This window comes from Moraxella haemolytica (assembly GCF_030177935.1).
GTDB classification, from domain to species: domain Bacteria; phylum Pseudomonadota; class Gammaproteobacteria; order Pseudomonadales; family Moraxellaceae; genus Moraxella; species Moraxella haemolytica.
The window spans coordinates 1,054,460-1,080,834 of the sequence record NZ_CP089974.1 but is presented as its reverse complement, the minus strand read 5'-3'; the positions used below and the strand labels follow the sequence as shown (position 1 = coordinate 1,080,834).

Annotated in this window: 21 protein-coding genes, 1 other RNA gene and 3 pseudogenes; 19 read left to right on the top strand and 6 right to left on the bottom strand. The window is 42.1% G+C overall.

The genetic code is table 11. The annotated features are described in order from the left end of the window. Positions 1 to 90 precede the first annotated feature (90 nt). The 7 genes from LU276_RS05070 (at position 91) to rpiA (ending at position 5,372) form a co-directional block, all read left to right on the top strand. Positions 91 to 762 carry an alpha/beta hydrolase gene (locus tag LU276_RS05070; RefSeq protein ID WP_284672804.1) on the top strand — a complete coding sequence of 224 codons (672 nt, stop codon included), beginning with the start codon at positions 91 to 93 and terminating at the stop codon, positions 760 to 762. 71 nt (positions 763 to 833) lie between these two features. After that, positions 834 to 1,934, top strand: a complete 1,101-nt coding sequence (zapE, locus tag LU276_RS05065; protein WP_284672803.1) for a cell division protein ZapE — start codon at positions 834 to 836, stop codon at positions 1,932 to 1,934. 23 nt (positions 1,935 to 1,957) lie between these two features. Continuing rightward, positions 1,958 to 2,539, top strand: coding sequence for a nitroreductase family protein (locus tag LU276_RS05060; protein ID WP_284672802.1), 582 nt, complete (start codon positions 1,958 to 1,960; stop codon positions 2,537 to 2,539). A 54-nt stretch (positions 2,540 to 2,593) separates the two neighbouring features. Next, the gene (locus tag LU276_RS05055) at positions 2,594 to 3,916 is read left to right on the top strand and encodes an NAD(P)H-dependent glycerol-3-phosphate dehydrogenase (protein WP_284672801.1); all 1,323 of its coding nucleotides are present in this window, start codon (positions 2,594 to 2,596) and stop codon (positions 3,914 to 3,916) included. Positions 3,917 to 3,921: 5 nt separating this feature from the next. After that, the gene (locus LU276_RS05050) at positions 3,922 to 4,413 is read left to right on the top strand and encodes a SixA phosphatase family protein (RefSeq protein ID WP_284672800.1); all 492 of its coding nucleotides are present in this window, start codon (positions 3,922 to 3,924) and stop codon (positions 4,411 to 4,413) included. 82 nt (positions 4,414 to 4,495) lie between these two features. Continuing rightward, an RNA gene (gene ffs / locus LU276_RS05045) (signal recognition particle sRNA small type) lies at positions 4,496 to 4,592 on the top strand. Between the two features lie 114 nt (positions 4,593 to 4,706). After that, positions 4,707 to 5,372 (top strand): ribose-5-phosphate isomerase RpiA, encoded by a 666-nt coding sequence (rpiA, locus tag LU276_RS05040; RefSeq protein WP_284672799.1) that lies wholly within the window; start codon positions 4,707 to 4,709, stop codon positions 5,370 to 5,372. 235 nt (positions 5,373 to 5,607) lie between these two features. Here rpiA and LU276_RS05035 read toward each other — a convergent pair whose 3' ends face one another. The 3 genes from LU276_RS05035 to LU276_RS05025 all read right to left on the bottom strand — a co-directional run bounded on the left by LU276_RS05035 (position 5,608) and on the right by LU276_RS05025 (position 8,777). Continuing rightward, positions 5,608 to 7,176, bottom strand: coding sequence for a phospholipase D-like domain-containing protein (locus LU276_RS05035; protein WP_284672798.1), 1,569 nt, complete (start codon positions 7,174 to 7,176; stop codon positions 5,608 to 5,610). Between the two features lie 225 nt (positions 7,177 to 7,401). Continuing rightward, on the bottom strand, positions 7,402 to 8,568 hold the full coding sequence (locus tag LU276_RS05030) for an aspartate aminotransferase family protein (RefSeq protein ID WP_284672797.1): 1,167 nt from the start codon (positions 8,566 to 8,568) through the stop codon (positions 7,402 to 7,404). 14 nt (positions 8,569 to 8,582) lie between these two features. Next, positions 8,583 to 8,777: a DNA gyrase inhibitor YacG gene (locus tag LU276_RS05025; RefSeq protein WP_284672796.1), complete on the bottom strand. Its 195-nt coding sequence runs from the start codon at positions 8,775 to 8,777 to the stop codon at positions 8,583 to 8,585. Between the two features lie 435 nt (positions 8,778 to 9,212). On the opposite strand from LU276_RS05025, the pseudogene LU276_RS10100 reads away from it, so the two are divergent. The 4 genes and pseudogenes from LU276_RS10100 to LU276_RS04995 all read left to right on the top strand — a co-directional run bounded on the left by LU276_RS10100 (position 9,213) and on the right by LU276_RS04995 (position 11,345). Continuing rightward, a pseudogene (locus tag LU276_RS10100) lies at positions 9,213 to 9,820 on the top strand (DUF3360 family protein). Then, a pseudogene (locus LU276_RS10095) lies at positions 9,801 to 10,465 on the top strand (DUF3360 family protein). The pseudogenes LU276_RS10100 and LU276_RS10095 overlap by 20 nt, the downstream one beginning before the upstream one ends. Continuing rightward, complete coding sequence (locus LU276_RS10090; protein WP_470365339.1) at positions 10,449 to 10,715, top strand: DUF3360 family protein; 267 nt, start codon at positions 10,449 to 10,451, stop codon at positions 10,713 to 10,715. The pseudogene LU276_RS10095 and the gene LU276_RS10090 overlap by 17 nt, the downstream one beginning before the upstream one ends. Before the next feature lie 459 nt (positions 10,716 to 11,174). Further along, positions 11,175 to 11,345: a hypothetical protein gene (locus tag LU276_RS04995; protein ID WP_284672791.1), complete on the top strand. Its 171-nt coding sequence runs from the start codon at positions 11,175 to 11,177 to the stop codon at positions 11,343 to 11,345. A gap of 57 nt (positions 11,346 to 11,402) precedes the next feature. On the opposite strand, the gene LU276_RS04990 is transcribed toward LU276_RS04995, so the two are convergent. Genes LU276_RS04990 through aspS form a run of 3 tightly spaced genes read right to left on the bottom strand, consistent with a single transcriptional unit; the run spans position 11,403 to position 14,887 of the window. After that, positions 11,403 to 12,155, bottom strand: coding sequence for a glycosyltransferase (locus LU276_RS04990; protein WP_284672790.1), 753 nt, complete (start codon positions 12,153 to 12,155; stop codon positions 11,403 to 11,405). Continuing rightward, a complete protein-coding gene (locus tag LU276_RS04985) occupies positions 12,152 to 13,078 on the bottom strand; it encodes a lysophospholipid acyltransferase family protein (protein WP_284672789.1) in 927 nt (308 codons plus the stop codon). Before LU276_RS04985 ends, LU276_RS04990 begins: the two co-directional genes overlap by 4 nt. A 12-nt stretch (positions 13,079 to 13,090) precedes the next feature. Continuing rightward, positions 13,091 to 14,887 carry an aspartate--tRNA ligase gene (gene aspS, locus LU276_RS04980; RefSeq protein ID WP_284672788.1) on the bottom strand — a complete coding sequence of 599 codons (1,797 nt, stop codon included), beginning with the start codon at positions 14,885 to 14,887 and terminating at the stop codon, positions 13,091 to 13,093. A 382-nt stretch (positions 14,888 to 15,269) separates the two neighbouring features. On the opposite strand from aspS, the gene LU276_RS04975 reads away from it, so the two are divergent. The 8 genes and pseudogenes from LU276_RS04975 to LU276_RS04935 all read left to right on the top strand — a co-directional run bounded on the left by LU276_RS04975 (position 15,270) and on the right by LU276_RS04935 (position 26,294). After that, positions 15,270 to 16,928 carry an ABC transporter substrate-binding protein gene (locus LU276_RS04975; protein ID WP_284672787.1) on the top strand — a complete coding sequence of 553 codons (1,659 nt, stop codon included), beginning with the start codon at positions 15,270 to 15,272 and terminating at the stop codon, positions 16,926 to 16,928. Between the two features lie 15 nt (positions 16,929 to 16,943). Beyond that, the gene (locus LU276_RS04970) at positions 16,944 to 18,566 is read left to right on the top strand and encodes a peptide ABC transporter substrate-binding protein (RefSeq protein ID WP_284672786.1); all 1,623 of its coding nucleotides are present in this window, start codon (positions 16,944 to 16,946) and stop codon (positions 18,564 to 18,566) included. A 336-nt stretch (positions 18,567 to 18,902) separates the two neighbouring features. Then, entirely contained in the window at positions 18,903 to 19,823 is a 921-nt protein-coding gene (oppB, locus tag LU276_RS04965; protein WP_284674531.1) for an oligopeptide ABC transporter permease OppB, read from the top strand. Positions 19,824 to 19,841: 18 nt separating this feature from the next. Then, positions 19,842 to 20,735, top strand: coding sequence for an oligopeptide ABC transporter permease OppC (gene oppC / locus LU276_RS04960; RefSeq protein WP_284674530.1), 894 nt, complete (start codon positions 19,842 to 19,844; stop codon positions 20,733 to 20,735). 20 nt (positions 20,736 to 20,755) lie between these two features. Continuing rightward, positions 20,756 to 22,354, top strand: coding sequence for an ABC transporter ATP-binding protein (locus LU276_RS04955; protein ID WP_284674529.1), 1,599 nt, complete (start codon positions 20,756 to 20,758; stop codon positions 22,352 to 22,354). 264 nt (positions 22,355 to 22,618) lie between these two features. Beyond that, positions 22,619 to 24,472 carry a potassium/proton antiporter gene (locus LU276_RS04950; protein WP_284674528.1) on the top strand — a complete coding sequence of 618 codons (1,854 nt, stop codon included), beginning with the start codon at positions 22,619 to 22,621 and terminating at the stop codon, positions 24,470 to 24,472. 104 nt (positions 24,473 to 24,576) lie between these two features. Then, positions 24,577 to 25,336 (top strand): annotated as a pseudogene (locus LU276_RS04945) (S49 family peptidase). Positions 25,337 to 25,427: 91 nt separating this feature from the next. Further along, positions 25,428 to 26,294, top strand: coding sequence for an SDR family oxidoreductase (locus LU276_RS04935; RefSeq protein ID WP_284674525.1), 867 nt, complete (start codon positions 25,428 to 25,430; stop codon positions 26,292 to 26,294). The last annotated feature ends 81 nt before the right edge of the window (positions 26,295 to 26,375 follow it).

The window sequence follows — 26,375 nt, the reverse complement described above, 5'->3', positions numbered from 1 at the left end:
AAATGGCAAAGCCAGACGAGCTTAAAACTTAGATAAATGCACCATAACCAAAACTGTGTTATAATGTGAGGATTTAGGAAAATTTTTATCATGAATAACGAGACCACCTTAATAGATGCACCCCATGGCGTATTAGAAGTAGATGCTATATGGCAAAAGGGATACCGACAACCGACAGATACGCTTGCTTTACTATGCCACCCAAATCCAATAGATGGCGGTACGATGATGAACAAGGTGGTAAGCACCATGTATCGATTTTGTCGTGATGCTAATATGGATGTGGTGCGTTTTAATTATCGTGGCGTAGGTCGCTCATCAGGTGTATCAGAATATGGCGATGGCGAATTTATGGATGCACAGACGGTATTAAAATGGGCGATGAGCCGTACGAATGCTAGAGTGCTTTGGCTTGGCGGTTTTTCTTTTGGGGGTTTTATTGCTTGTCGTATGGCGGATTTGCTTGATGAGCATCAGCGGACGGGCGGTGTCTTTGAGTCATTACGCCTTGATAATCTGGCTTTAATTGCCCCATCGGTTGTGCGTAATGATGCAAGTCGTCTGACGATTAACGCTGGTCATGCCTTTGTTATTTATGGTGATAACGATGGGCTTGTTGCACCTGCTTTGTTACATCAATTTGCTGTTCATCGTGGCTTTAATCAAGCGATTATTGCAGGTGCTGGTCATCTTTTTCATGGCAAGCTGACCGACCTAAAGCAAGCCTTAATCCAAAATACCAAACCATCTAAGTTGTATTAAGTCATGAGTATGTACAATATTTTGGGTTTTATATTTTATCTATCATTGCAAGTTAAGTTTTAAGGATAATCATGAGCAATCAAACGCCCCTTGAGCGTTATCATGCGGCATTGGCAACAGGTAATTTTAGCGAAGATGAAGTGCAACGCCAAGCCATGACCTATTTGGATAACCTATATCACGAGCTTATTACGGCTGATGGTGCTACCAAGCAAGGGTTTTTTGCTAGCTTATTTAAATCTAAGCCAACCCCCCCAAAAGGGCTTTATATGTGGGGTGGTGTCGGTCGTGGTAAAACATGGATGATGGATATGTTTTATGAAAGTTTGCCCATCAAACGCAAGATGCGTATGCATTTTCATCACTTCATGCAGCGTGTACAGTCTGAACTGGTCAAGCTACAAGGGCAGACCGATCCATTGCAGAAGGTGGCAGACATCATTCATTCAGAAGCAGTCGTCATCTGTTTTGATGAATTCTTTGTTTCTAATGTATCTGATGCGATGATCTTAGGAGATTTATTTACCATGCTATTTGAGCGTGGCATCACTTTGGTGGCGACATCAAACATTGAGCCATCAGGGCTGTACAAGAACGGCATTCATCGTAACCGCTTTTTACCTGCCATTGCTCAAGTTGAGAAAAATAATACCGTCATGAATATTGACATCGGCGTTGATTATCGTTTAAGGTTATTAAAACAGGCCAAACTATACAGTTATCCTTTGACGGACGACACCAAAGACTGGCTATCTGAGCGATTTGATTCCTTGTCGGCAGGACAATCGATCACAACCGCTCCCATTGTGGTGGCAGGGCGTGAGATAGAGATTGTTAAGCGAACCGAAACTATTTTGTTGGCTGATTTTCGTGCTTTGTGTATGCAGCCTCGCTCTGCAGCGGATTTTATTGAGATTGCCAATGATTTTGATACGGTGATGGTGGACAATGTTCCTGCTTTGACAGATACACTGATGGATCCTGTCAGACGCTTTATTTATTTGGTGGATGAATTTTATGACCGCCGTGTCAAACTGTTGGTGCGTGCCGATCAATCCATCTTGGAGTTATATCAAGGGCAAAAACTTGCCTTTGAGATTGAACGCACTCGTTCACGCCTACTTGAGATGCAGTCAGAAGACTATCTTGCCGAAGAGCATCGTGTGGAATAATATGAATGCAACAAGGATAAGTAATGAAATACGATACCCTAATCAACCCCATCACTGATGTCATGCACGCTCGCCGTAGCATTGGCAAACTCATCTTACCCATGCCAAGCGATGATGAGCTTGCCCATGTCTTACGGGCGGCTGTAACCGCTCCTGACCATATGCAACTAAAGCCTTGGCGTCTGACCGTGATGACAGGTGATGCATTGGTGGCGTTTGGTCGGGCGTTGCTACAGTCAGGTGAAGAAGCATCTAAAGAGCCACTTGATGATACCGCCAAGCAAAAACTATTAAATATGCCACTAAGAGCACCAATGATCATCACGGTTGCTACCGATATCAAAAAACATGAAAAGGTGCCATCTTTTGAGCAGTTACTAAGTACAGGAGCATTGGTTCAAAATATGTTGCTTGCTTTTGAGTCGTTGGGTTATCGTACCGTATGGCGTACAGGTCCGCTTTGTAATGAACCTGCTGTTAAGGCGTATTTTAAGGTGGCGGATAAAGATATGATTTGTGGTTTTGTGTATGTGGGTTCTAGTGATATTAAAGTGCCTGCTCGAGAAGCCATTGATTTTGATGAATTGACTGAGTTTAGACATTGATGTTTATGTGCTGTATGGCTGTTGCCATTACTACCACAAATAAAGGCTTAATTTATGAAATTACCAAAACCAATAAGCGGCACAGCGGTAAAACAAATTGTCAATGCGGCAAGTAGTGGCATTGATGATGCAATACATGCCATCAAAGATGTAGGTCTTGAAAATACACCCATCATCGCAAATATTGCACAATTAGCACGGCTTGGCAAGAAAAAAAATCTAACAGCACCAATAGATGAACAAAAAACATCTCGCACCAATGCCTTAAGACTGGTGTTTTTAGGGGGTGGTAGTTTTGGTACGGCGATGGCGAACATGGCGGCACGCAACGGCTGTGATGCTACGCTATGGGTGCGTGATAAGGCTGCTGTCAAGGCAATGAAGAAAACCCGCATCAACAAAAAATACCTACCTAATCATAAGCTAGACGATGCTTTAAAATTCAGCCATGACCTAGAATCTGTGGTCAAGGGTAAAGATATTATCTTTGTGGCAGTGCCAAGCTCGGCATTTCGTGAGATGCTGACACAAATCAAGCCGTTCATCACACATCAAGCAGTGATATCCTTGACCAAAGGAATGGAAAAACAGACCTTTGCCATGATGAGCGATATCATTCAACAAGTGCTACCACAGGTCAATTATGGTGTGATGAGTGGTCCAAATTTAGCCCTTGAAATCATGGACAATATGCCATCAGCGACTGTCATCGCATCACCATCAGAGCTGTTGCGTACAGCGGTGCAAGAGGCATTACATAGTGCATTTTTTCGGGTGTTTGCATCTGATGATGTTAAGGGTGTGGAGCTTGGCGGCACCTTAAAAAACATTTATGCCATTGCCATGGGTATGGCAGCTGCCTATGATGTGGGCGATAACACTAGAGCCATGTTATTAACTCGTGCATTGGCGGAGATGAGCCGATTTGGGGTGGCGATGGGAGCTAATCCTTTGACCTTCTTGGGGTTGTCAGGTGTTGGCGATCTGTATGCAACCTGTAATTCAGTGCTGAGTCGTAACTATCGTATTGGCAATATGTTGGGCAAAGGCACAAGTTTGAATAATGCCGCAAAAAAACTCGGACAAACTGCAGAAGGGGTGAATACCATCTTACAAGTGCATGAGCGTGCTAAAGCAATGGGTGTGTATATGCCCATCACGCACGCTCTGCATGCCGTATTATATGAAGATAAAGCTCCGCTGGGTGTGGCGTTGAACTTGATGGAGACAGGCTTTAGAAGTGATGTGGAGTTTGTCATGCCACATGATGAGAGTAATCAGCGATTAAGCCAAGAGTTTAGTGAAGTGCTAAGAACCAGTAAAGATGCCAAACCAAGCACGCTAAGTGGTATTGATAAAGAAGCAGAAGACAAGTGATGACAATGAAATTAATTTTTGTTCGACATGGGCAGGCTGTGCCACATCATGATGATGCAGGGCGTGATTTAACTGATTTTGGCAGACAGCAAGCCAAGCAAACGGCAGAGTTTTTGGTCAGCGAAGGTTTGATTGATGTTATTATTACAAGCCCTTATAATCGTGCCAACCAAACTGCGAGCATTATTTTTGATGAGCTTGTGGTAGCAGGTCAAGAGCTTGATTTTATCACGGTCAATCGCATCACCCCTGATGACAATCCAAAGATTGGAATAAATGATATTGAGTACGCCCTTCGTCATAAATATGGTACCCAGATGAACGGTTTAACCGTTGCCATCGTATGCCATATGCCAATTGTGGCACACATGACAGCAATCCTTGAAGGGGATTGTCCTAGTCATTTTGAACTGGCAGAATGCCGAGTGTTACAAGCAGAAATCATTGCAGAAGGGCTAGCACATCAGATAAGAAGATTTGTGCCGATACAGCCTTAATGATTTGTATGTTATTTTGACTTAAAAAATTTAAAATCCCCTTGCATATTTTAAATTATTAAGTATAATAATGGCTTGGCTTCATCGGTAGCTTCGCAACTATGTACTATGAACCCCGCCAGGACCGGAAGGTAGCAACGGTAGTAGATACAAAGTGTGCCGAAGATGTGCTGATGAAGTCATTTTTTTTATTTAAAATTAAGCTAAGTTTATGATTTTATTCGTTGCTTTTTAATGAGTTAAAATCTTATGGCTACTTACCAAGCATTTATTTTTTATCCAATAGGTGTGATATGACGATAGTCGACCCAAAGCTGGCACAAAAACAAGCTGCTGCCAAAGCTGCCCTAAACTATATTCAAGATGGTATGATTTTAGGCGTGGGTACAGGCAGTACGGTAAATTGCTTAATTGAGCTTTTGCCACAAGTCAAACTAAAAGGTGCGGTATCGTCATCTAAGGTTACCGAAGAAAAACTTGTGGCACTCGGTATTGAGATTTTTGATTTAAATACGGTTGGCGAGCTTGATTTGTACATTGATGGTGCAGATGAAATTGATGCTCAGGGTAACATGATTAAAGGTGGTGGCGGTGCTTTGACTCGTGAGAAGATTGTCGCTGCTGCTTCTAAGTCGTTTGTGTGCATGGTTGATGAGTCAAAAATTGTACAAAAGCTGGGTAAATTCCCCGTTGCCATAGAAGTGTTGCCACAGGCTCGTTCCTATGTCGCCAGAGAGCTTGTCAAGTTGGGTGGCGACCCTGTATATCGTGAAGGTTTTGTTACTGATTATGGTAATGTCATTTTAGATACTTATGATTTGGATATTGTATCACCAGTACAGCTAGAAGAAGCGTTAAACAACATTGTTGGTGTGGTCTGTAACGGCATATTTGCCCACCAATCTGCCAACATCATGCTAAAAGCATCAGATGCGAGCGTTGAGACCGTCAGCTTCTAACTGATCAAAAGATACTTTTAGTAAAGAAATTCCCAAATAACAAAAAACCCGTTTTGATGGGTTTTTTGTTATTTAAGGGCTAAGCATAAGCATTCACTTGATTGGTATAGCATTGAGTGGGGCATTTTCTGCATTGTTGATGAGTGATAAAGGTGTTATAATTTAAACTTGTCTTACTTTCCCTTCCAATAGACCATCAAGAACTAACAACAAAACCGCTTTTATTAGAATGACATCATAATAACCAGTCTATTGGCATTATTGCCATCAATGCCACGCCTGCTCGGTCTTTTAGGCTCATGTTGGGTTCATTGGTATAAACAGTGTATTTACCATCTTCTAAGGTGTGCCACTCTAGCGTATTTTGTTTGGTCAGTACAACTTTATAGGCTTGGTTTAGGATTTTTTGATTTTGTAGGGCGTTATGCAGCTGCATTGCCAATCTTTCATCATAAATCAGCACACCAAGCTCGGTGTTAATGTTTGCCGAGCGAGGGTCAATATTGTATGAGCCGATAAATACCTGCTCATCATCGATGGCAAAGGCTTTGGCGTGTAAACTGGTTGTGGTGATTTGTTTGGTACGCCAAAATTTATTGTCATTCTGTTTGGTATTGATGGCAGTGGATTTTATTTCATACAGATTAATCCCTGCTGCAAGTAAATCGTGTCGCCAATGTCCATACCCTGCATGTACCACCCCTACATCGGAGGCATCAAAAGAATTGGTCAAAATGTTAATTTTTACACCACTTCTTGCCAATCGTCTAAGCGTTAGCACCCCATCTTTGGTGGGTACAAAGTATGATGAGATGATACTGATGCGTTTATTGGGATGACCGAGCTTATGTTGTAGTAAACTGACCAAATGCTCGTCCAGTGATGCACTTTTATCTAGCTTGCCAACATCATCAACCAAAAATTCAATATCAGCCCAACGAAAAGCAATGGTCTGGGTAAATGGGTTTGTGCGGGAATTGGTGTCATCGGTCATATCATCTTCAATGAGGTCAGACAGCTTTTTTGGCGAAGGTTTGACCAGTGTGCGTATGTCATAGCTTAATGGCGATGACCAATATTGCTCAAAACTTTGATTGATGTCTTTCACCACAGAACCTGCTAGCAGTACATCTAAGTCGGCAAAGTTGTTATTTTTGTGATGATTTAGGTATTCGTTGCCAATATTGCGACCACCGATGATACTAAGCTCATTATCAAAAGTCATGCTTTTGTTGTGCATACGGCGATTGATTCGAGTAGGGTTGGTCAAAAAGTCGATGGCTTTGAATCGGCGATGAGCAAAAGGATTGCTAAGTCTGACGGCGACATTGGGGTGTTGATCAAATGCCAGTAGTAACTCATCAAGCGTAGGCGAGCTATTAAAGTCATCAAGCAATAGCCGTACAACGACCCCACACTCTGCCGCCTGCCATAACTCCTTTATCATTTTGCGTCCTGCTTTATCATTGTGCCAAATGTAATATTGGATATCAATGGTGGATTTTGCCATCTTGGTCAATGAGCTACGAGCATCTAGGGCATCTGCACCTGTGGCTATCGGATAGTAGCCTGATGGTGGGTTATTTTGCTGATAATTGATAAGGTGTTTAAAAGTGCTATGTGGCGTTGAATGACCACTGTCAGTATTTGCCAAAAAGGTTGGTTGACGGCTATGTGCTTTTTGGGTGAGTTGGGTGCTTTTATTCAGGTGAGCGTTGCTTGGCAGGGTTTGGCAGGCGGTCATACTCACGCTAAGAGTAAGTAGCGATACCAACGAGTAGATGGAAAAACTAGAATTGAGCATGGCAGGTCTGGCTATCTGGTGGCTATAAAATTGCCTATACTATAAAAAATATTTCAGCACTGATGAATAAGTATTGTAAATACAAAAAAGGCCAAAATCAATTTGTTGTTTATTTTGCTGTTATCTTGGGGTGTACTGACGATTGATTTGAATAAAACTGTGCAAAAAAGAGCAAGGCACACCCCAAAAGCTGACTGTGGGTTGTGGCTGACTTGATTGCACGACTTAAGATAAAAGCGTTGTTAATAGCAATTCTAGCTTGGCTATTAACAAGGTGGTGTCAGCATCGCTTAGGTTAAGGGCGGGCAGTAGGCGTATGACATTGCCACCAGTAACATTGATGATGAGTTGGTGGTCATCTCGTGCGATGTCTACCAACTGACTACAATCAATGCCATCTGGCAAGACGATGCCAATCATCATGCCAAGACCTCGCAGTTGTACGCCTTGATGAGAGAATTTTTTGTTGATGGCACATCTGATGGCATCGCCTTGTTTTTTGGCATTGTCAAGTACGGCATCGGTCAGCTCATCATACACAGCACAGACAATACGGCTACCAAGTGGTGTGCCACCATAAGTAGAGCCATGCGAACCATACCCAAAAAGTCCAACAGCACGACCTGCCACCATGCACGCACCCACAGGAAAGCCATTGCCTAGACCTTTTGCGGTGGTCAGAACATCAGGGCGGATACTGGTGTATTGATAAGCAAAATATTTGCCTGTACGACCATTGCCTGTTTGCACTTCATCAAGCATCAACAGCCAGTTGTTACGCTCACAGATACTAGACAATGCCTCAAGATAACCATCAGGTGGCGTATGCAACCCTCCTTCACCTTGAATTGGTTCAACCAATACCGCACAAATATCCTTATCATCGCTTAGGGCAGATATGGCAGCAGCATCGCCAAATGGCACACGAATAAAGTCATCTTCTAGGGTATAAAATCCTTCTCGTGCTTTGGGGTTGGCAGTGGCGGTAACGGTCAGTAAAGTGCGACCATGAAAGGCATTGGTCATGACGATTATTTTTGGTCGTGTTTTGCCTTGTTGATGGGCGTATAAGCGAGCCAGTTTTAAGGCACATTCGTTGGCTTCCGCCCCAGAGTTGCCAAAAAACACCTGCTCCATGCCTGCTTTTTTGCATAGAATATCTGCTGCTTTTTCTTGCCATGGAACGCCAAATAAATTGCTGGTATGAATGAGTGTGTCAGCTTGTTCTTTAATGGCGTTGGAGATGGTAGGGTGGCAATGCCCAAGCCCGCATACAGCAATGCCTGTCAATGCGTCCAGATAACGCTTGCCATGATCATCGTACAAATAAGACCCTTCACCACGCACAAAATTGACTGGCTGTCGGGCATAGGTGGGCATAAGATGACTCATAAAAAAACTCCTGTCTAGGCATTTGGACTGTGATGTTCTATTTCTTCGCTAAATGGGGTGTCTGCTGTGGGGATTTTGTAGTTTTCTGATGCCCACTCGCCAAGGTCGATAAGCTGACAGCGTTTGGAGCAAAAAGGTTTGACTGGATTATCTGCCCATGTTGTGAGTGTCTTACAGGTGGGGCAGGGGTAGGTGGTGGTGATTGCCATGATGCTTATTGATTGAAAAATACTGATGATTTATTGTACCATAAATGATGGAATTGTTATGTTTTGGCGATGATTTATTTGCAAATTTTTTAATCATTATAAAAATAGTGCATGACAGATGAATAAAACCAATATATAATCATGCCCGAACATGGATGACGCTGTATTTGTGGATCAAATACTTTTAAATGTATTTCAAAAAATGAACAAATTTCCGAGCAGATTTGTCTGTTCGGCTTTGAGTATTTTTAGTCATCTAGGTTTGGTTATTTTTAGAAATGTATTTTAAAAAATGCACAATACAGTAGCTTCTATGCTCATTGTAAACAACCAGTGGTGTTTAAGCGTGTTTTTTCGGCATCAAGGCCGATGGAAAAAATGAATCTTAAATGCCGTTAGTCATCACAATGTTAAGGAGTATGTATTGTGAGTGATATGATTGATAATTCAGTGGCAAACAATGGTCAGTCAAGCGACTTGGGCAATAAAAGTTATGCCGAGCTATATAGACCAAGCTCTAATTTTGCCACACGCAACGAATATCTAAACCACGAACTGCAAATCATGCAGCCAAAACGCTGGAAAATTAACCTGCCGTTTCGTGATTATCGTTTTGAGTTGGAGGATACCATTCCTGCAATTGCTGCCACCATCGGTAAAATCGTTATGGTGGGGGGGCGATGGCGGCGGCATTTGCTACGCCTTTGGGACTATCCGATGCTTTCATTCTTGAGAATGTTCGCTATGAGATGTTAATTGCGGCATTTTTTGTCCTGATTCTTTCAGGTTTTATCCTACCTACTTCAAATCTACCTGGTACACATGGACCACTCATTCCGCTCATTCCTATCGTTGTCGCCGCAGGTGGACATCCGCTAGCATTTGGTGTATTGATGGGAGTGTTTGGCATTGCTCTTGCCTTGTGTAAGGGTGGTAGCCTTATGGCACGCCTAACCAGTAAGCGTGGCGGGCGGCTTACTCTTGTATCTGGGTTTTGTTGGTACGATAGGACAGGTAAAAGCAATGATTGCATGGGCGGATAAAATTGGTTTACCGCACATCGCCTTTATTATCATTGTAGCAACCATTGTTATGTATGCTTTGCTTGAGCATTGGCAAAAACGCTGGTTGGCTGTACCGATTGGCTGTGCCATTGCAGGTGGGTTGGCGTTCGCCTTGGGTGCACCTTTGAATTTAAGACCGACCCAGGACTACCACCATTAAACCCAATGTACTGGTGGGGTGAAGATACAGGTTGGACATTGGGTCTGTCAGATTTGAAGGCGTATATCGTTGCTTTCCCATTTGCGGTGTTGGCAGTTGCCATGTGGTCGCCTGACTTTTTGGGTCATCAAGTATTCCAAAAAATTAGCTATCCACCACGCTCAGAACGCACGTACATGAATATTGACGATACGATGATTTCCTGTTCAGTGCGTCAAGCAGTTGGCTCAGCGTTGGGCGGTGCAAATTTTACCTCATCGTGGGGTACTTATATTGTGCCAGCTGCCATTGCCAAGCGTCCAATCCCTGCAGGTACAATTTTAACCGCTGTATTTTGTATTGTAGCGGCGATTTGGGGTTATCCCCGATGGATTTGGCGGTTTTTGGCAACCTGTACTAAGCACAGTGTTGATTGTGGTGGTATTCGTACCTTTGTTAGAAGCAGGTATGGAAATGTCTCGTAAGGGCAAGACAACGCAATCTGCTGCCATTGTGGTGTTTGCATCAGCGTTGGTAAACCCTGTTTTTGGTTGGTCTTTAACCATGATGTTAGATAACTTAGGTCTTATTGGTGATAAACAACGCAGCCGTGAACTTGGTTTTTCTGGGCGTGTGATGATTCCGCTGATTGGCTTTGTTGTCTTATGTCTTGCGATGGGTGCTGTTGGTATGTTTCCAGGCGTTGAAGCGTTCTTGCCTCAGTTTAGAGTATAAGACTGCCAAATTGGGCATGAACAACAAATCCAAATACCCAATAAACCAACTGATACAACACGAAATAAATATTAGGTTGTATTAAGTGGTCGGTTTTTAAAGACTTGATTGGACTAAGTTTCTGCACTTAACAGAGCTTAGTCCTTTTAGTTTGGCTTTTGTAGTGCTATTTTGAATATACTTGCCAACGCCATGACGAACTGGCGAGAGCTTCTAGTATTTGATTTGTTGTCTGATAATGACACTCAAACCTTATCCTGTATTTATCATGAATCATGTTTTAAGAATGTCTGACTGCTAGCATGGTTTGAGATTGGTTAATTTTTTTTGAATAAATCATGAAAAGATTCATTAAAATTGGCAAAAAAAGTAAAAAAATCTTAACAAATACTTGAAAAATCTATACTGATTGTTATAATTACGCCCTATTTTATTTCTTGTAGGCAAAAGGGGCTAGATATGGTGGAGCGAGACGAACAAACTACTTTTAACATGCGTGTTGATAAGAATTTGATTGGGCAATTTAAACAAGCAGCACGAGATAATAACCGTACTGCAAGCCAGTTGTTGCGTGATTGCATGATTGAATATGTCAAGAAAAATCGGCAAGGCGATATGTTCAAACGCTAATAAATAAAAAGCACCTAATAGGTGCTTTTTTAGTTTGATTGCTACAATTGATGGGTCTTATTGCCATGCTTGCTTAATCCAATCGCTTGGCAATACATGGCGATACCATTTACCACCACCACCTGCGATGGCATCAGGTGGATTGATCTCGCCATGAAAGATGATGATTTTGGCATCTTTTGGCTTAACAGGTGGCTTAAAATACGCCAAAGGGATTTTTTGTAGGCAGTGATATTTGTAACTCACACACCACGATTCATCCCAATACTCTAAATGATAATGTTCTCTTAGGTAGTTAGATAAAAACGCCTGTTCATGGCGAACTTCCGAGCGGATTTTTTCAAAGTTTTGTTCAAAATATGCCAGTAGGTTGGGGTAAGTATTTTGTCCCACCTTAAAGCGATAAACTGAGCTATTACCAACCATTCGCCATGGTTTTTTCCAGTCTCGGATAATCATCACACTGTCATCATGTTGTGATTGATGCATAAAGAAACAATCAATATTATCAACAATGACAATATCAATATCTAAAAATAGTGCCGTACCTTTTAAGCCGTATAAATCAGGCTTAAATGTGGTGAGCTTTTTCCAGCCACGCTCAGGAATATTGCTCGGTAGATTCAGCTCAGGTATGGGGTAGCAGACGACTTCCGAGCGTATGCCTGTACTGTCATCAGTTAGACAAACGAAAGTAAAGGGTAGGGTCATGTTACGCTGTACCATATTGTACAGTCTGTTTACATAGTCAGCACCGTATTTATTGCCCCATTTCATACAGATGATGTAATTGGTATTGGCTGTACTCATGTCCTATCCTTATTATTCTGTGTAGCATGATAAGAAAGTATTCGTTGGTGTAGCTCACTTTCATCAAGCAAGTAGGGATTGTTCTCAAAGGATGTAAACTTAAAACGGCGATAGCCCCACATATAATGAGTAAAATGCTCATCAATCATGCCTTGCATGGCATCGTTTAACGCTTGGGTAGCTATATTGATGTCTGGGTCATATAATTTCGGGTCGAATAAGTTGTGGCAATGAACCTCAAACCCATTGCCATCATCGCAGCGTACACAGCTTAATCCAACCAAAGCACAACCTGTTTTTTGGGCAAGTTTAGGGGCAAGCGTACCAGTTAGCGTAGGTATGCCAAAAAAAGGCACAATTACGCCACCTGATGGGTCAGGGACATGGTCGGGCAAGATGATACTAAATCCACCTTGTTTTAGCACCCTAAATATTGCTTTGACGCCTGTACTGTCTGTTGGCACAAGTGTGGCGTTAAGACGCTGTCGTCCTTCACGGATGAAGTTGTCGATTGCTTTTTGTTTGACAGGTTTATACATGATGACAGGTTGACCAAACTGATTGATCCATGCGTTCATCATTTCCCAAGTACCAATGTGCGGTACTATGGCAAGCATACCGTTGGGGTGATTTAAGCCATCTTGTAGTATATCCAAACGATGTACGGACTTAATTTGACTGACTGACCACTCTGTTGGCATTGCCCAGCTTTTTAGGCTGTCTGCGGTGCTGATGAGCTGATTAAAAAGCAGTTGCTTAGCCATTGCTTTTCGTTGCTCATTAGACAGTAGTGGTCTGGTTATCAGTAAATTCTTGCGAATACTGCGATAGATGCTTGCATCAATCAGTAGTGCCAAGCAAGCGATGGCTCGTGCCAAAGTCCTAAGTAAGGACAATGGCACAAACCGAATCAACCTCAACATCCAAATGATGCCTTATTCTGCACTTTTTTGTTCACGGATGCGAAGACCTAGCTCACGCAGCTGTTTGCTTTCTACAGCAGCAGGGGCTTGGGTAAGTGGACATTCAGCTGTTTTGGTCTTTGGAAATGCGATGACATCACGAATTGATGATGAGCCTGTCATTAGCATGATAAGGCGGTCAAGACCGAATGCCAAACCACCGTGTGGCGGTGCACCATATTTTAGAGCATTGAGTAGGAATGAGAATTTTTCTTCAGCTTCCTCTTCGCTGATACCCAATGCTTCAAAAATTGCTTTTTGCATTTCAAGTGTGTAGATACGCAGTGAGCCACCACCGATTTCAGTACCATTTAGCACCATGTCATAAGCGACAGACAGTGCTTCACCTGGGTTGTTTTTCACTTCCTCAACGCTTGATTTTGGCAAGGTGAATGGATGGTGAACTGAAGTCCATTTGCCATCATCGGTCTCTTCAAACATTGGGAAATCAACCACCCATAACGGTGCCCATTCACAAGTTAATAAATTAAGGTCATGACCGAGCTTGACACGCAACGCACCCATTGCATCATTGACAACTTTAGCCTTATCTGCACCAAAGAAAATTAAATCGCCAGACTGTGCACCTGTACGCTCAATCAGTTCTGTCAATACCTCATCAGTCATGTTCTTAATGATGGGTGATTGCAGTCCTGACTCTTTGTCTACGCCATTGTTGATATTGCTTGCATCATTGACTTTAATGTATGCTAAGCCTTTAGCACCATAGATACCAACAAATTTGGTGTACTCATCGATTTGTTTACGACTGATCTCGGCACCGTTTGGCACACGCAAGGCAACCACACGACCTTTGGGGTCTTGGGCTGGGGCGGAGAATACTTTGAACTCAACATTTTGCATGATATCAGCAACATCAACAAGTTTTAGTGGAATGCGTAAGTCTGGCTTGTCAGAAGCATAATCACGCATTGCCTCGCTGTATGGCATACGGATGAATTTGTCAAACTTCACGCCCAACAACTCATCAAATAGTTTGACAGTCATACCTTCCATCAAGTCCATGATGTCATTATCATCTAGGAATGAAGTTTCGATATCAATCTGGGTAAACTCTGGCTGACGGTCTGCACGCAAGTCCTCATCACGGAAGCATTTGGCGATTTGATAGTAACGATCAACGCCGCCAACCATCAACAGTTGTTTAAATAGCTGGGGTGATTGTGGCAAAGCATAAAACTCGCCATTGGAGACACGACTCGGCACCAGATAATCCCTTGCACCCTCTGGAGTGGCACGAGTTAAAATTGGCGTTTCAACATCCAAAAAGCCATGCTCATCTAAATAGTTACGAATAAGATTGGTAACTTTTGAGCGAAAACGCAGGCGGTCTAACATCTCTGGACGGCGAATGTCCAAAAAGCGATATTTTAGGCGTAACTCTTCTGATACATTGATGTTGTCATCGTTTAATGGAAAAGGTGGGGTGTCTGCTTTGGCAAGCAATTCAATCTCTTTACCCAGTAATTCTACTTGACCGCTGGTCATGTTGCTGTTTTCTGTGCCTTCATAACGACGACGAACACGACCTGTAATTTTTAGCAGGTATTCAGAACGAGCTGAGTCAGCGGTTGAAAAAGCTTCAGGCGTATCTGGGTCAATCACGACTTGTAGTAGACCCTCACGGTCTCGCATGTCCAAAAAGATAACCCCACCGTGGTCTCGACGGCGATGCACCCAGCCTGCGATGGTAATGGTTTGGTCAATGAGTTCTTCGGTAACAAGACCGCAATAATGGCTACGCATCATAAATAAATTGCCTTAAATAAAGTAGAAACTATAAATCCAATAAATATGCTTTTGGGATTTTAACAAAAATAAACCAAAAAGTTAATCCCAAATTGATTAAAAATTGTGAATTTTACAAAATGGGACGGCTTTGACAATAAAAAAGAGCCTTAGAATGAAAAAAGATAAAGTAAAAGGCGTTGTGTTAATGGTTGTCATGATACTTGTGATGCACCTAACTGCCAAAATCTTAACATATAAATGAACTTTATATTTAACTGAAGTGGACTGTTGACGAGTTGGTATAAACGGTAATTCTTTAGATTAAATGCTTGTTATTTTGGTTGACTAATTGTACAATGAATGTTGCTAGTTCATTAAACATCATCACAAAGGAGAAAATATGATGCAGTTAAGAGTACCATTATTGGCAAGCATGGTAGCAATCGGTATGTTTGCATTGTCAGGGTGTGGCAGTGAGGACAAGACAAAGGACGCTCAGTCTGCCGTTGCCGAAAAAATTGGCGAGCTTAGCGAAGTTCAAAAAATTACCATCAGCAATGGTGCAGAGCCAGAGTCTTTAGATCCACACAAAGTTAGCGGTGTGCCAGAATCCAACTTGCTGCGTCAAATGCTTGTGGGGCTAACAACGACCGATCAAGATGGAAAAACCATCCCAGCCATGGCACTAGAATGGTCATCTGAGGATAATAAAGTATGGATATTTAAACTGCGTGATGCAAATTGGTCTAATGGAGAGCCTGTAACAGCACATGACTTCGTATATAGCTTTCGCCGTTTGGTAAATCCTGCAACCTCATCTCCTTATGCTACCTATCTGTCAGGTCTAAAAGTACTTAATGCAGAGGCGATTGTTGATGGCAAAGCCAAGCCTGAAACGCTAGGTGTAGAAGCGATTGATGACAAGACACTTAAAATCACATTGACTCAGCCAACGCCATACTTTCCTGATGCGATGATCCACACATCTGTTAAGCCTGTACATCAAAAAACAGTGGAAGCACTGGGGGATAAATGGACAAATGTAGGCAACTTTGTGGGCAATGGTCCTTATATTCTACAAGATTGGCGTGTGAATGAAAGCATTGTACTCAAGCGTAACCCAAGCTATTTTGATGATGCTAACACCACCATTGATGAGGCGACTTTTTTGGTAATCCCTCAAGATACGGTTAATGTTGCACGCTTTAAAGCGGGTGAATTAGACATTACAGCCGATGCTCTACCTCCGACTCAGTTTGAGCAGCTAAAAAAAGAATTGGGCGATCAAGTGGTTGCACAGCCAAAACTATGTACTTATTATTATGAATTTAATCACACCAAAGCACCATTTAACGATGTGCGTGTGCGTAAGGCACTGTCTTTGACGCTGCGTCGTGAGATCATCACAGACAGCATCTTAAAACAAGGTCAAAAAGTAGCCTACCAATTCACCCCAGAAGCAGTTAATGGTGTCAAGCCTTACGAGCCAGAATGGAAAAATTGGGATGATGCAAAGCGAATCAGCGAGGCTAAGCGTTTATTAAACGAAGCTGGTTATAATGAATCAAATCCTTTGAAATTTGAGCTATTGTATAACACCAGTGAACAACATAAAACATTGGCAGTGGCAGCGGCATCATTCTGGAAGGATAGTTTGGGCTTTGTTGATGTATCATTGAATAACCAAGAGTGGAAAACCTATCTTGAGACTCGTCGCAACCAAAATCATGAAATGGCTCGTGGTGGTTGGTGTGCTGATTACAACGAACCATCTACTTTCCTAAATACACTTCTTTCTACTGACTCAAACAACAATGGTAAGTACAATAACCCAGCATTTGACCAGCTATTGGATAGTGCGTTTGAAGCAGGTGTTAGTGATGAGGCTCGTGCCGATATCTATAGACAAGCGGAGGCTTTGTTAGATAAGGATTCGGCAAATATTTTCGTGTATCAATATGTTTCACCTCGTCTAATTAAACCTTATGTGCAGGGCTTTTCAGCTAAAGACCCACTAAATAATTACTATATCAAAGATATAAAAATTTTGAAGCATTGATTAAAGGAGAATCATATGAATTTACATAAAAAACTGCTTGGTAGTGCGGTACTAGGCACCATGCTAGTGCTTGCTGGCTGTGGCGGTGCGGATGATAAGGCAGCAGTGCAGTCCACTGCCTCTACAGGTCATATAAATATTGGTAATGGTGCAGAGCCAGAAACTTTAGATCCACAAAAATCATCTGATGTAGGCTCTGGCAACATCATCCGCCAGATGTTCATGGGTCTAACAGCATCTGATGCTGATGGCAAAACAATCCCTTCGGCAGCCGAAAGCTGGGAAAGTGCTGACCAAAAAGTATGGGTTTTTAACATTAAGCAAGGGCTAACATGGTCAAATGGAGAACCGCTAACAGCACATGACTTCGTATATGCCATGCAACGATTAACTGACCCTAAAACAGGTGCACCTTATGGCGAATACTTGGTTGATGCAAAGGTTAGAAATGCCAAAGCGGTGAGTTTAGGTAAGGCACAAGTTGATGCTTTGGGTGTTAAGGCTCTTGACGATCATACCCTACAAATCACACTTGATGAAGCTGTGCCGTATTTGCCCGACTTGATGTTACTGCCTGTAACTTATGCTGTGCCAAAGTCAGTCATCGAAAAACATGGCGACAAATGGATTGAGCCTGCTAATATAGTTGTTAGTGGTGCTTATAAACTCAAAGAGTGGATGGTTAATAGTCATTTGACCTTAGAGCGTAATACTGCCTACCATGATAATGCCAATACCAAGATTGAGACAGTATCGTTTTTACCCATTCAAGGGGCGAATGAGATCAATCGTTATAAGGCAGGTGAGCTTGATATTACAGCAGGCATACCACCAGAGCAGTTTGCCAAAATCAAGTCCGAACACCCAAATGAAGTTGGCACTACGCCTCGTTTGTGCAGTTTTTATATTGAATATAATATGAACAAGCCACAGTTTTCTGACCCTAAAGTGCGTCAAGCGTTAACCATGTTGGTAAACAGAGACACCATCACTCAACAGATTTTAGGAAGAGGTGAGATTTCTTCTTATCAGTTTACCCCTGAAATCATCAATGGCATGAAGAGAATTGATCCTATATGGGCATCTCTTGATGCGAAAGGTCGTACCGAGCAGGCAATGAAGCTGTTGTCTGAAGCTGGCTATAGCACCAGTAAACCTCTTCAATTTGAGTTGTTATATAGTACCAGTGAATCTGCCAAACGCTTAACCACCGCCATTGCTTCTATGATGAAACAGCAGTCAGATGGTGTGGTGGATGTTAGCACCATCAACCAAGAATGGAAAACCTCATTAGATACTCGCCGTCAAGGAAAATTTGATTCGGCACTGGCTGGTTGGTGTGCTGATTATAATGAGCCATCAAGTTTTTATAACATGTTACGCACAAACAATGGTAATAATACAGGTAAATATCAAAGTGCCGTCTTTGATCAAGTGCTTGATAAAACATTGATGGTGGCTAATGATGAAGAGCGTAAGCAGTTGTATTATGAAGCAGAATCTATACTACAAAAAGACAACCCTGGAATCTTTTTGTATGTATCTGTTTACAACCGTTTGGTTAAAAACAATATTAATGCTGATTCATTGGCCGATCCTTTAAATGGCTGGTTAGTCAAAGATTGGTCTGTTAAATAAGGCAAGTATGAAAAAACAAGCATGTTGAATAATATGCTTGTTTTTATTCGCTAAATCTACCTAATTTATTGGTAATTTAGAATAATTAGATAGATCGTAAAGCAGGATAAATTAGCACAACTTGATGATTATTTTGTGCAATTTCCTATAAATTAGGTATCATACGCTAGCTTTATCATTGAATCACTTAGCAGATATGATGATAAGTGATTGGTGGCATTGATACAAGATCGGCTCGCTATTCAAGGATAAAAAGCAAGCCTGAGATGGATGACAAGACCTGCATTTAGCAAGTTTTTGGCTTTTGTTCATGGTATTTAGAACACAAGGTTTTTTATGTTAAAACTGATTTTTAAGCGTTTTTTAGAAGCGATACCAACCATGTTGTTTCTTATCACTGTGTCATTTTTCATGATGCGTTTGGCACCTGGTAGCCCATTTACTGGTGAGCGTAACTTACCGCCTGCAGTACTTGCTAATATTGAAGCTAAATATAATTTAAACGATCCGTTATGGCTTCAATACCTAAATTATCTAAAGCAACTCTTCATGGGGGATTTTGGCCCTTCTTTTAAGTACAAAGATTACACCATCAATGAATTGCTTGCTCAGTCTTTGCCTGTCTCGGTGGAGATAGGTATTTACGCCTTCGTGATAGCACTTGTATTGGGCATCACGCTTGGCGTTATCGCCGCCTTAAAACAAAATACCTTTTTTGACTATGCACTCATGACGGTTGCCATGACAGGTGTGGTCATGCCAAGTTTTGTAAAAGGTCCATTGCTTGTCTTGTTGTTTGCTGTTATTTGGCAGGTACTGCCAGCAGGGGGTTGGAATAGTGGTGCATTGCCAAATCTTATCCTACCTGTGGGCACGTTAGCTCTTGGTTATGCCTCTAGCATCGCAAGGGTAACAAGGGGTTCTATGATTGAAGTGCTAAACAGCCCTTATATCCGCACCACCAAAGCAAAAGGCTTGCCAACCTCTCACATTGTCTTTAAACACGCTTTGCGTCCTGCGATGTTGCCTGTTATCTCATTTTTGGGACCTGCTTTTGTAGGTATTATTACAGGCTCTATCGTGATTGAGTCAATTTTTGGTCTGCCAGGCATTGGTCAGCTCTTTGTCAATGGGGCATTAAACCGTGATTATAGTTTGGTGCTAAGCCTAACCATCCTGGTGGGAGTGCTAACAATTACATTTAATGCTATCGTTGATATTTTATACGCACTCATTGATCCAAAAATCAAATATTAAAATAAAAAAGGATGTTTTATGTCTATTGATACAACCATAAAGCCTCACAACCTTGATGATGTTAAAGGACGCAGTCTTTGGCAGGATGCGTGGCGACGCTTTCGCCGAAATAAAGCCGCCATTGCTAGTGCATTAATTCTGCTAATTATTACCATTTTTGTTATTTGTGCACCAATGTTCATACCTTATACTTATGACCACACTGATTGGGCAAGTATGGGTACTGCACCTTCACTAAGCTCAGGACATTATTTTGGCACAGATCCGATTGGTAGAGATTTGCTTGTTCGTGTTGCTGTTGGTGGTCGCATTTCGCTTATGGTAGGTGTGGCAGGTGCGTTCGTTGCGGTATTGATTGGTACTATCTATGGTGCTTTATCAGGCTACTTGGGTGGTAAAGTGGATATGTTGCTCATGCGTTTTTTGGATGTGTTAAACGCTTTCCCCTTTATGTTTTTTGTGATTTTACTCGTAACTTTGTTCGGTAGAAATATTTTCTTAATCTTTGTGGCAATTGGTATGGTGTCATGGTTGGATGTCGCTCGTATCGTGCGTGGACAAACTTTAAGCCTAAAAAATAAAGAATTTGTTGAAGCTGCAAAAATCACAGGCGTCTCTAGTACTGGCATCATTATGCGTCATATTGTGCCAAATGTCTTAGGGTTGGTTGTAATTTATGCATCACTCATTGTGCCAGGCATGATTTTGTTTGAATCCTTCCTAAGTTTCTTAGGATTGGGAGTACAAGAACCAATGACCAGTTGGGGTGCATTGCTACAAGAAGGAGCTCAAAGTATGCAAGTAGCACCGTGGCAACTTCTCATTCCATCAATATTTTTGGTAGCGACATTGTTCTGTTTTAACTTTTTAGGCGATGGCTTACGCGATGCCTTAGACCCTAAAGATAAATAATCGAATGGTAGGATGAGAAGATGGCACTATTAGAAGTTCAAGACTTAGATATATTTTTAAAGACTGATGAGGAAAATGTTCATGTTGTCAAAGACATGACATTTAGCCTAAATCGTGGGCAGACACTTGCCATTGTGGGTGAATCAGGTTCAGGTAAGTCAGTTACCAGTATGGCAATCATGCAGTTATTGCCCAAAAAGATTGCTACATTTGGTCAGAATTCTTCGGTTGTTTTTGATGGCAAAGAGATTTTAAAACTGTCTGAAAAACAAATGCGATCCTTAAGGGGCGACCGCATTGGCATGATTTTCCAAGAGCCAATGACCAGTCTTAATCCTTTTGTGAAAATCGGTAAACAAGTTGCCGAAGCGGTGTGTATTCACAACCCAAACATCAGCCAAAAACAGGCTCGTCAAATGGCATTGGAAACCCTTGAAACGGTGAAAATCCCTGATGCTGAGCGTAAGATGGACTGTTATCCGCATGAGTTTTCAGGCGGTCAGCTCCAGCGTATTATGATTGCAATGACAATCATCAATAAGCCTGACTTGCTCATTGCTGACGAACCAACCACAGCACTTGATGTTACCACTCAAGCTGAGATTTTAGATTTGCTCATGCAATTACAAAAAGATCTTGGCATGGCAATCATCTTGATTTCTCATGATTTGCGTTTGGTTAGAAGGTATAGCCATCAAGTGTGTGTCATGCAACATGGGGTGATTATCGAACGAGGTGATACTCAAAGCGTATTTAATCAACCACAGCATAAATACACCAAAGAGCTGCTGATGCCAATCCCAATGAATCAAAAGCCGTTATTGGGAGAGGGTGTGCCAGATATCATTACTGCTAACAAAGTGCATGTAGATTATGTGATGGAGCGTAGTTTCTTTGGTAAACCAACCAAGACCTTTAGTGCGGTCAAGGGCATCTCTCTTCACCTAAAAGAGGGGGAGACTTTAGGGATTGTGGGTGAATCTGGTTCTGGTAAATCAACCATTGGTCGTGCCATCATGCAAATTGTGGAATCTACAGGAGAAATCAGCTTTGGTGGCAGACCCATCAAGCAGATGAATGCCAAAGAGCGTGATGTGCTTCGCCGTGATATGCAAATTGTTTTTCAAGACCCATTTAACTCGCTGTCGCCACGCTTAACGGTGGGGGAGATTGTTGGTGAGGGTCTGACGGTACATTTTCCGCAGATGACCAAAGAGGAGCGTCGTCAAAAAGTGGTGAAGATGCTCAAAGAGGTTAATCTATCACCTATAATGATTAACCGCTATCCGCATGAGTTTTCAGGCGGTCAGCGTCAACGCATCGCCATTGCTCGTGCAATTATTTTAGAACCTAAGTTTGTTCTTCTGGACGAGCCAACTTCAGCACTTGACCGATCAACCCAAATTATGGTGGTTGAGCTGTTAAATGACCTGCAACGCAAATATGGACTAAGCTATATTTTCATCAGCCATGATTTGTCTGTGGTTCGTGCTTTATCTGACCGTGTGATGGTGATGAGTAAAGGCGAAGTTATCGAAGAGGGTACTGCCGAGCAGATTTTTGAAAACCCACAAGAAGAGTATACCAAGATTTTGGTACAGGCATCAAACCTATCTTGATTGACTTAACTCTTTAAATCACTACCATAAAACCACCTTTGTCGGAATATCGGCTTAGGTGGTTTTTGATATTCTATGTACTAAATACAATTAGTATAATCAATAACTATGTTTAATATAAAAAAACCGATTAAATTGATGAGTTTGTTATGGAAATTTGACGGTATATTGTGATAGTATTAGCTGATTTATTTGTGGTAATAAAGCCAAATTAGCCGTTACTTGTCAAGCGGGTTATTTACCAAAAGGAGCATTTCTTCGCCGATGGATACTTTAAATATCATTTATCTTGTTACTTCTATGCTGATTTTTATCAGCATCATGACAAACACCTTGTCAGCACGCTTGGGTGTGCCTTTGTTGTTGTTTTTCTTGGGTGTGGGCATGCTTGCTGGCGAAGAAGGGGTGCTGGGTATTGAATTTCAGGAGTATTCTGCCGCAAATTTCATTGGTCAGGCAGCACTTGCCTGCATCTTGCTTGATGGTGGACTTCGCACTTCATTCCAATCTTTTCGTGTCGGTCTAAAACCTGCGATTACACTGGCAACTTGGGGCGTTATTGCAACGGTTTGTGCATTGGGTCTTTTTGTTAGCTGGCTACTTGATATTGATTGGCGATTGGGTTTTTTGATGGCAGCGATTGTTGGTTCAACTGACGCTGCAGCGGTTTTTAGCCTACTTAGAAATGGCGGGGTCAAGCTCAATGATCGTGTGCAGGCCACACTTGAGTTGGAATCTGGCACGAATGACCCTTTGGCAATTTTGTTGGTTACGGTCATGATTGCTTTGAATCTCAATCCAGAGAGTCAAACAATCGGCAGCATCATCCTAATGCTAACCCAACAGATTTTAGTTGGTCTGATTACAGGATTGGCGGCAGGTTGGTTGTTATCTAAGTTATTACCAAAGGTGCATTTGGCTGATGGTATGTACGCCATTTTAATCATGTCAGCAGGTATGGCGGTGTTTGGTGCGACCAACTTATTTGGGGGCAGTGGATTTTTGGCGGTGTATTTGGCAGGTGTCATCATTGGCAATACCAAAGTCCGTGCTACAGAACATGTTTTGCGTGTCATGGATAGTTTTGCTTGGCTATCACAAGCAGTACTATTTGTGGTGTTGGGTCTATTGGTTACACCATCAAGAATGATTGAAGAGTGGTATTATTCACTGGCAATCTTTTTATTCTTGTTATTTGTAGCTCGTCCGATTGCGGTGGCAACAAGCCTAATACCGTTTGGTTTTCGTCTAAAAGAGATTGGTTTTATCTCGTGGGTTGGTCTAAGAGGTGCGGTACCAATCACACTGGCCATCATTCCTGTGGTCAGCGGTGTTGTAGGGGCAAATTTAGCGTTTGACATCGTCTTTGGTGTGGTGATTTTATCTTTGCTGGCACAAGGCACAACAATTCCATTCATGTCTCGGTTGTTTAAAGTTTGGGTGCCAACCGATGCTGAACCTAAGGCTGAACATGAAATTTGGGTGGGTGATCAAGCCAATATAACTTTATATGAGTTTGAGGTTAAGCCCGGTGCGTTTGCCATTGGTCGCCACCCACAAGACATTTCAGGAAAGGTAAATCCTCAAGAAATCAGCGTCTTCGCTGTTGTTCGTGGCAGTCATCTTGTGCATGTTGACGATGATACAGTGCTTAAAGTTGGCGATATTGTTTGGTATGCTTTGCTGGGTGATTGGGCGGGTAATATTGCTAAGGTTTTTAACAACTCCGCTACTCAATATCAAAAAACCAGTGAGTTTTATGGTGATTGGCTGTTGTCTCCACACGCACGCATCATGGATTTACCGTTTTATAATTTGGCAACTCGTAGCCTTAGTCAAAATCGTTTTAGTAAAATCGCACCCGTTGCCAGTGCTTTAGATATGTTTACTTTATCGCCTAGTGCCACAGGCTTGGCTGGTATTGATGATGAGTTGATGCAAACTTTGAGCGATGCTCGTGATCAGACGGTTGAAGAGTTCATGCTATCGCATTTTAAGGCGGAGCCTGTCAAGGGCGATGAGGTGAGACTCAATGATGCTTGGTCGCTGATTGTTCGTGATATTGATGGGTACGGTCGCTTGCGTGGCGTAGGTCTAAAAAATACAACAGACAGCTAAGGGTCTGCCGTTTGGCTGAACTTGAAAAACACCGCACCAATTTATTTTTAGTGAATTTGCATAAAAGTTTTTATCAACCATGCTATAAAATTTTAAGGGTTAATATGCTACTTTTTTCATCAAAAAAACCAGTAGAGTTACAAATCACTCACTTAAACAAAGTCCAAAAAAAGCAACGACAAGAGTTTGAGCAAGTAGTTACTGCCGATGATTGTGGTGGTTGTCTATCTAAACTTTTGTCTTTGGCTAAGTCAAATGCTAAAGAAAAAGGGCAGGATAAGACAACCAATAAGCAAGATGATGCCAAAACCATCTATGTGCTAGATTTTGATGGCGACATCAAAGCAAGTGCCGTATCACAGCTTCGTGAAGAGATTAGTGCCATTATTAGCGTGGCTAAAGCCAACGATGAGGTGGTGATTCGTCTTGAAAGTGGTGGTGGTCAGGTGCATGCTTATGGACTGGCTGCTGAACAGTTGCAAAGAATTAAAGAAGCTCAGCTGTCTTTAACCGTCTGTGTGGATAAAATCGCTGCCAGTGGTGGCTATATGATGGCGTGCGTGGCTGATAAGATTATTGGTGCATCATCGACCACGCCTAGATATTGAAAAAGTAGCGACAGGTGAATTTTGGTTTGGCAAAGACGCCCATACTTTGGGCTTGATTGATGAGCTTGGCACATCAGATGCGTATATTTTGGGATTAATGGATAATCACAATGTCTTTGCATTAAACTTACGCACCAAGCCAAATTTGCTAGAAAAATTAGGCTTAGATGAGCAAATTGGCGTTTCTATAACAGACTTTGTTGGTAAAGCTGGCTTAAGAGCTGCCGAGTTTTTGGCGAAGATTAATCGCCCTTAAGTGATTGATTGTACACAGTAAATTATTAGAATTTTACCAAAAAATACGCTAAAATAGCTACTTATTTTTTAAGTTGTTTTATGGGTAAGTTATGAAAAGATTAGAAGAGTTGTTTGCTAAAGCGGATAAGTTTGGTCGTGTGGTGGCAAACCGGTTTAATAAAATTAAAGATTTAAAAGACATTCGTGGCATCGGTCAAGGTAAAGTTGTTCTAATTACAGGGGCAAGCTCAGGACTTGGGGCGATGATGGCTCGTAAGTTTGCTTTTTTAGGTTATGATTTGGCAATCTGTGCCAGACGGCTTGACCGCCTAGAGGCACTAAAAGCAGAGCTTGAGCAAGAGTTTGGCATCAAGGTTTATGTTCGCCCACTTGATGTTACCATCTATGATGATGTATTCTTGGTGTTCGATGACTTTGATAAAGAAGTGCAGGCAAATGGCACAACCATTGATAAAATCATTGTGAATGCAGGGGTTGGGGACAGCCGTGTGATTGGTTATGGTCGTTTTGCCATTAACCGTGCTACCGCTGAGACCAACTTCATCTCTGCATTGGCACAGTGTGAATCTGCCATGCAGATTTTCCGCCGTCAAAATAGTGGTCATCTGGTGGTCATATCTAGCATGTCGGCTGTGCGTGGTCTGCCACGCCATTTAACCACCTATGCTGCAGCTAAGGCAGGGCTTGCAACATTGGCAGAGGGAATTCGTGCTGATGCCATCACTGAAAAACTGCCTATCACGGTATCAACCATCTATCCAGGATATGTTCGTACTGATTTAAATATTGGAGCAAAATACCTACCTTTTGAAGTTGAAGAAGAGGAGGGTGCTGATGTGATTGTCAAAGCGATTGAAGCGAAAGTTGATGAAGCATATGTGCCTGCATGGCCGTGGTTGCCAATTGGTCTGGGCATGAAGTATTTGCCACTGCGATTGATTACTAAGTTTTTGTGATTTGGTGGTTGTGATTTGGTAGTCTTGATAACTGACTTGCTTTAAAATAAAGAGCATAAAAAAGAGCAGTAGGTAGTACCG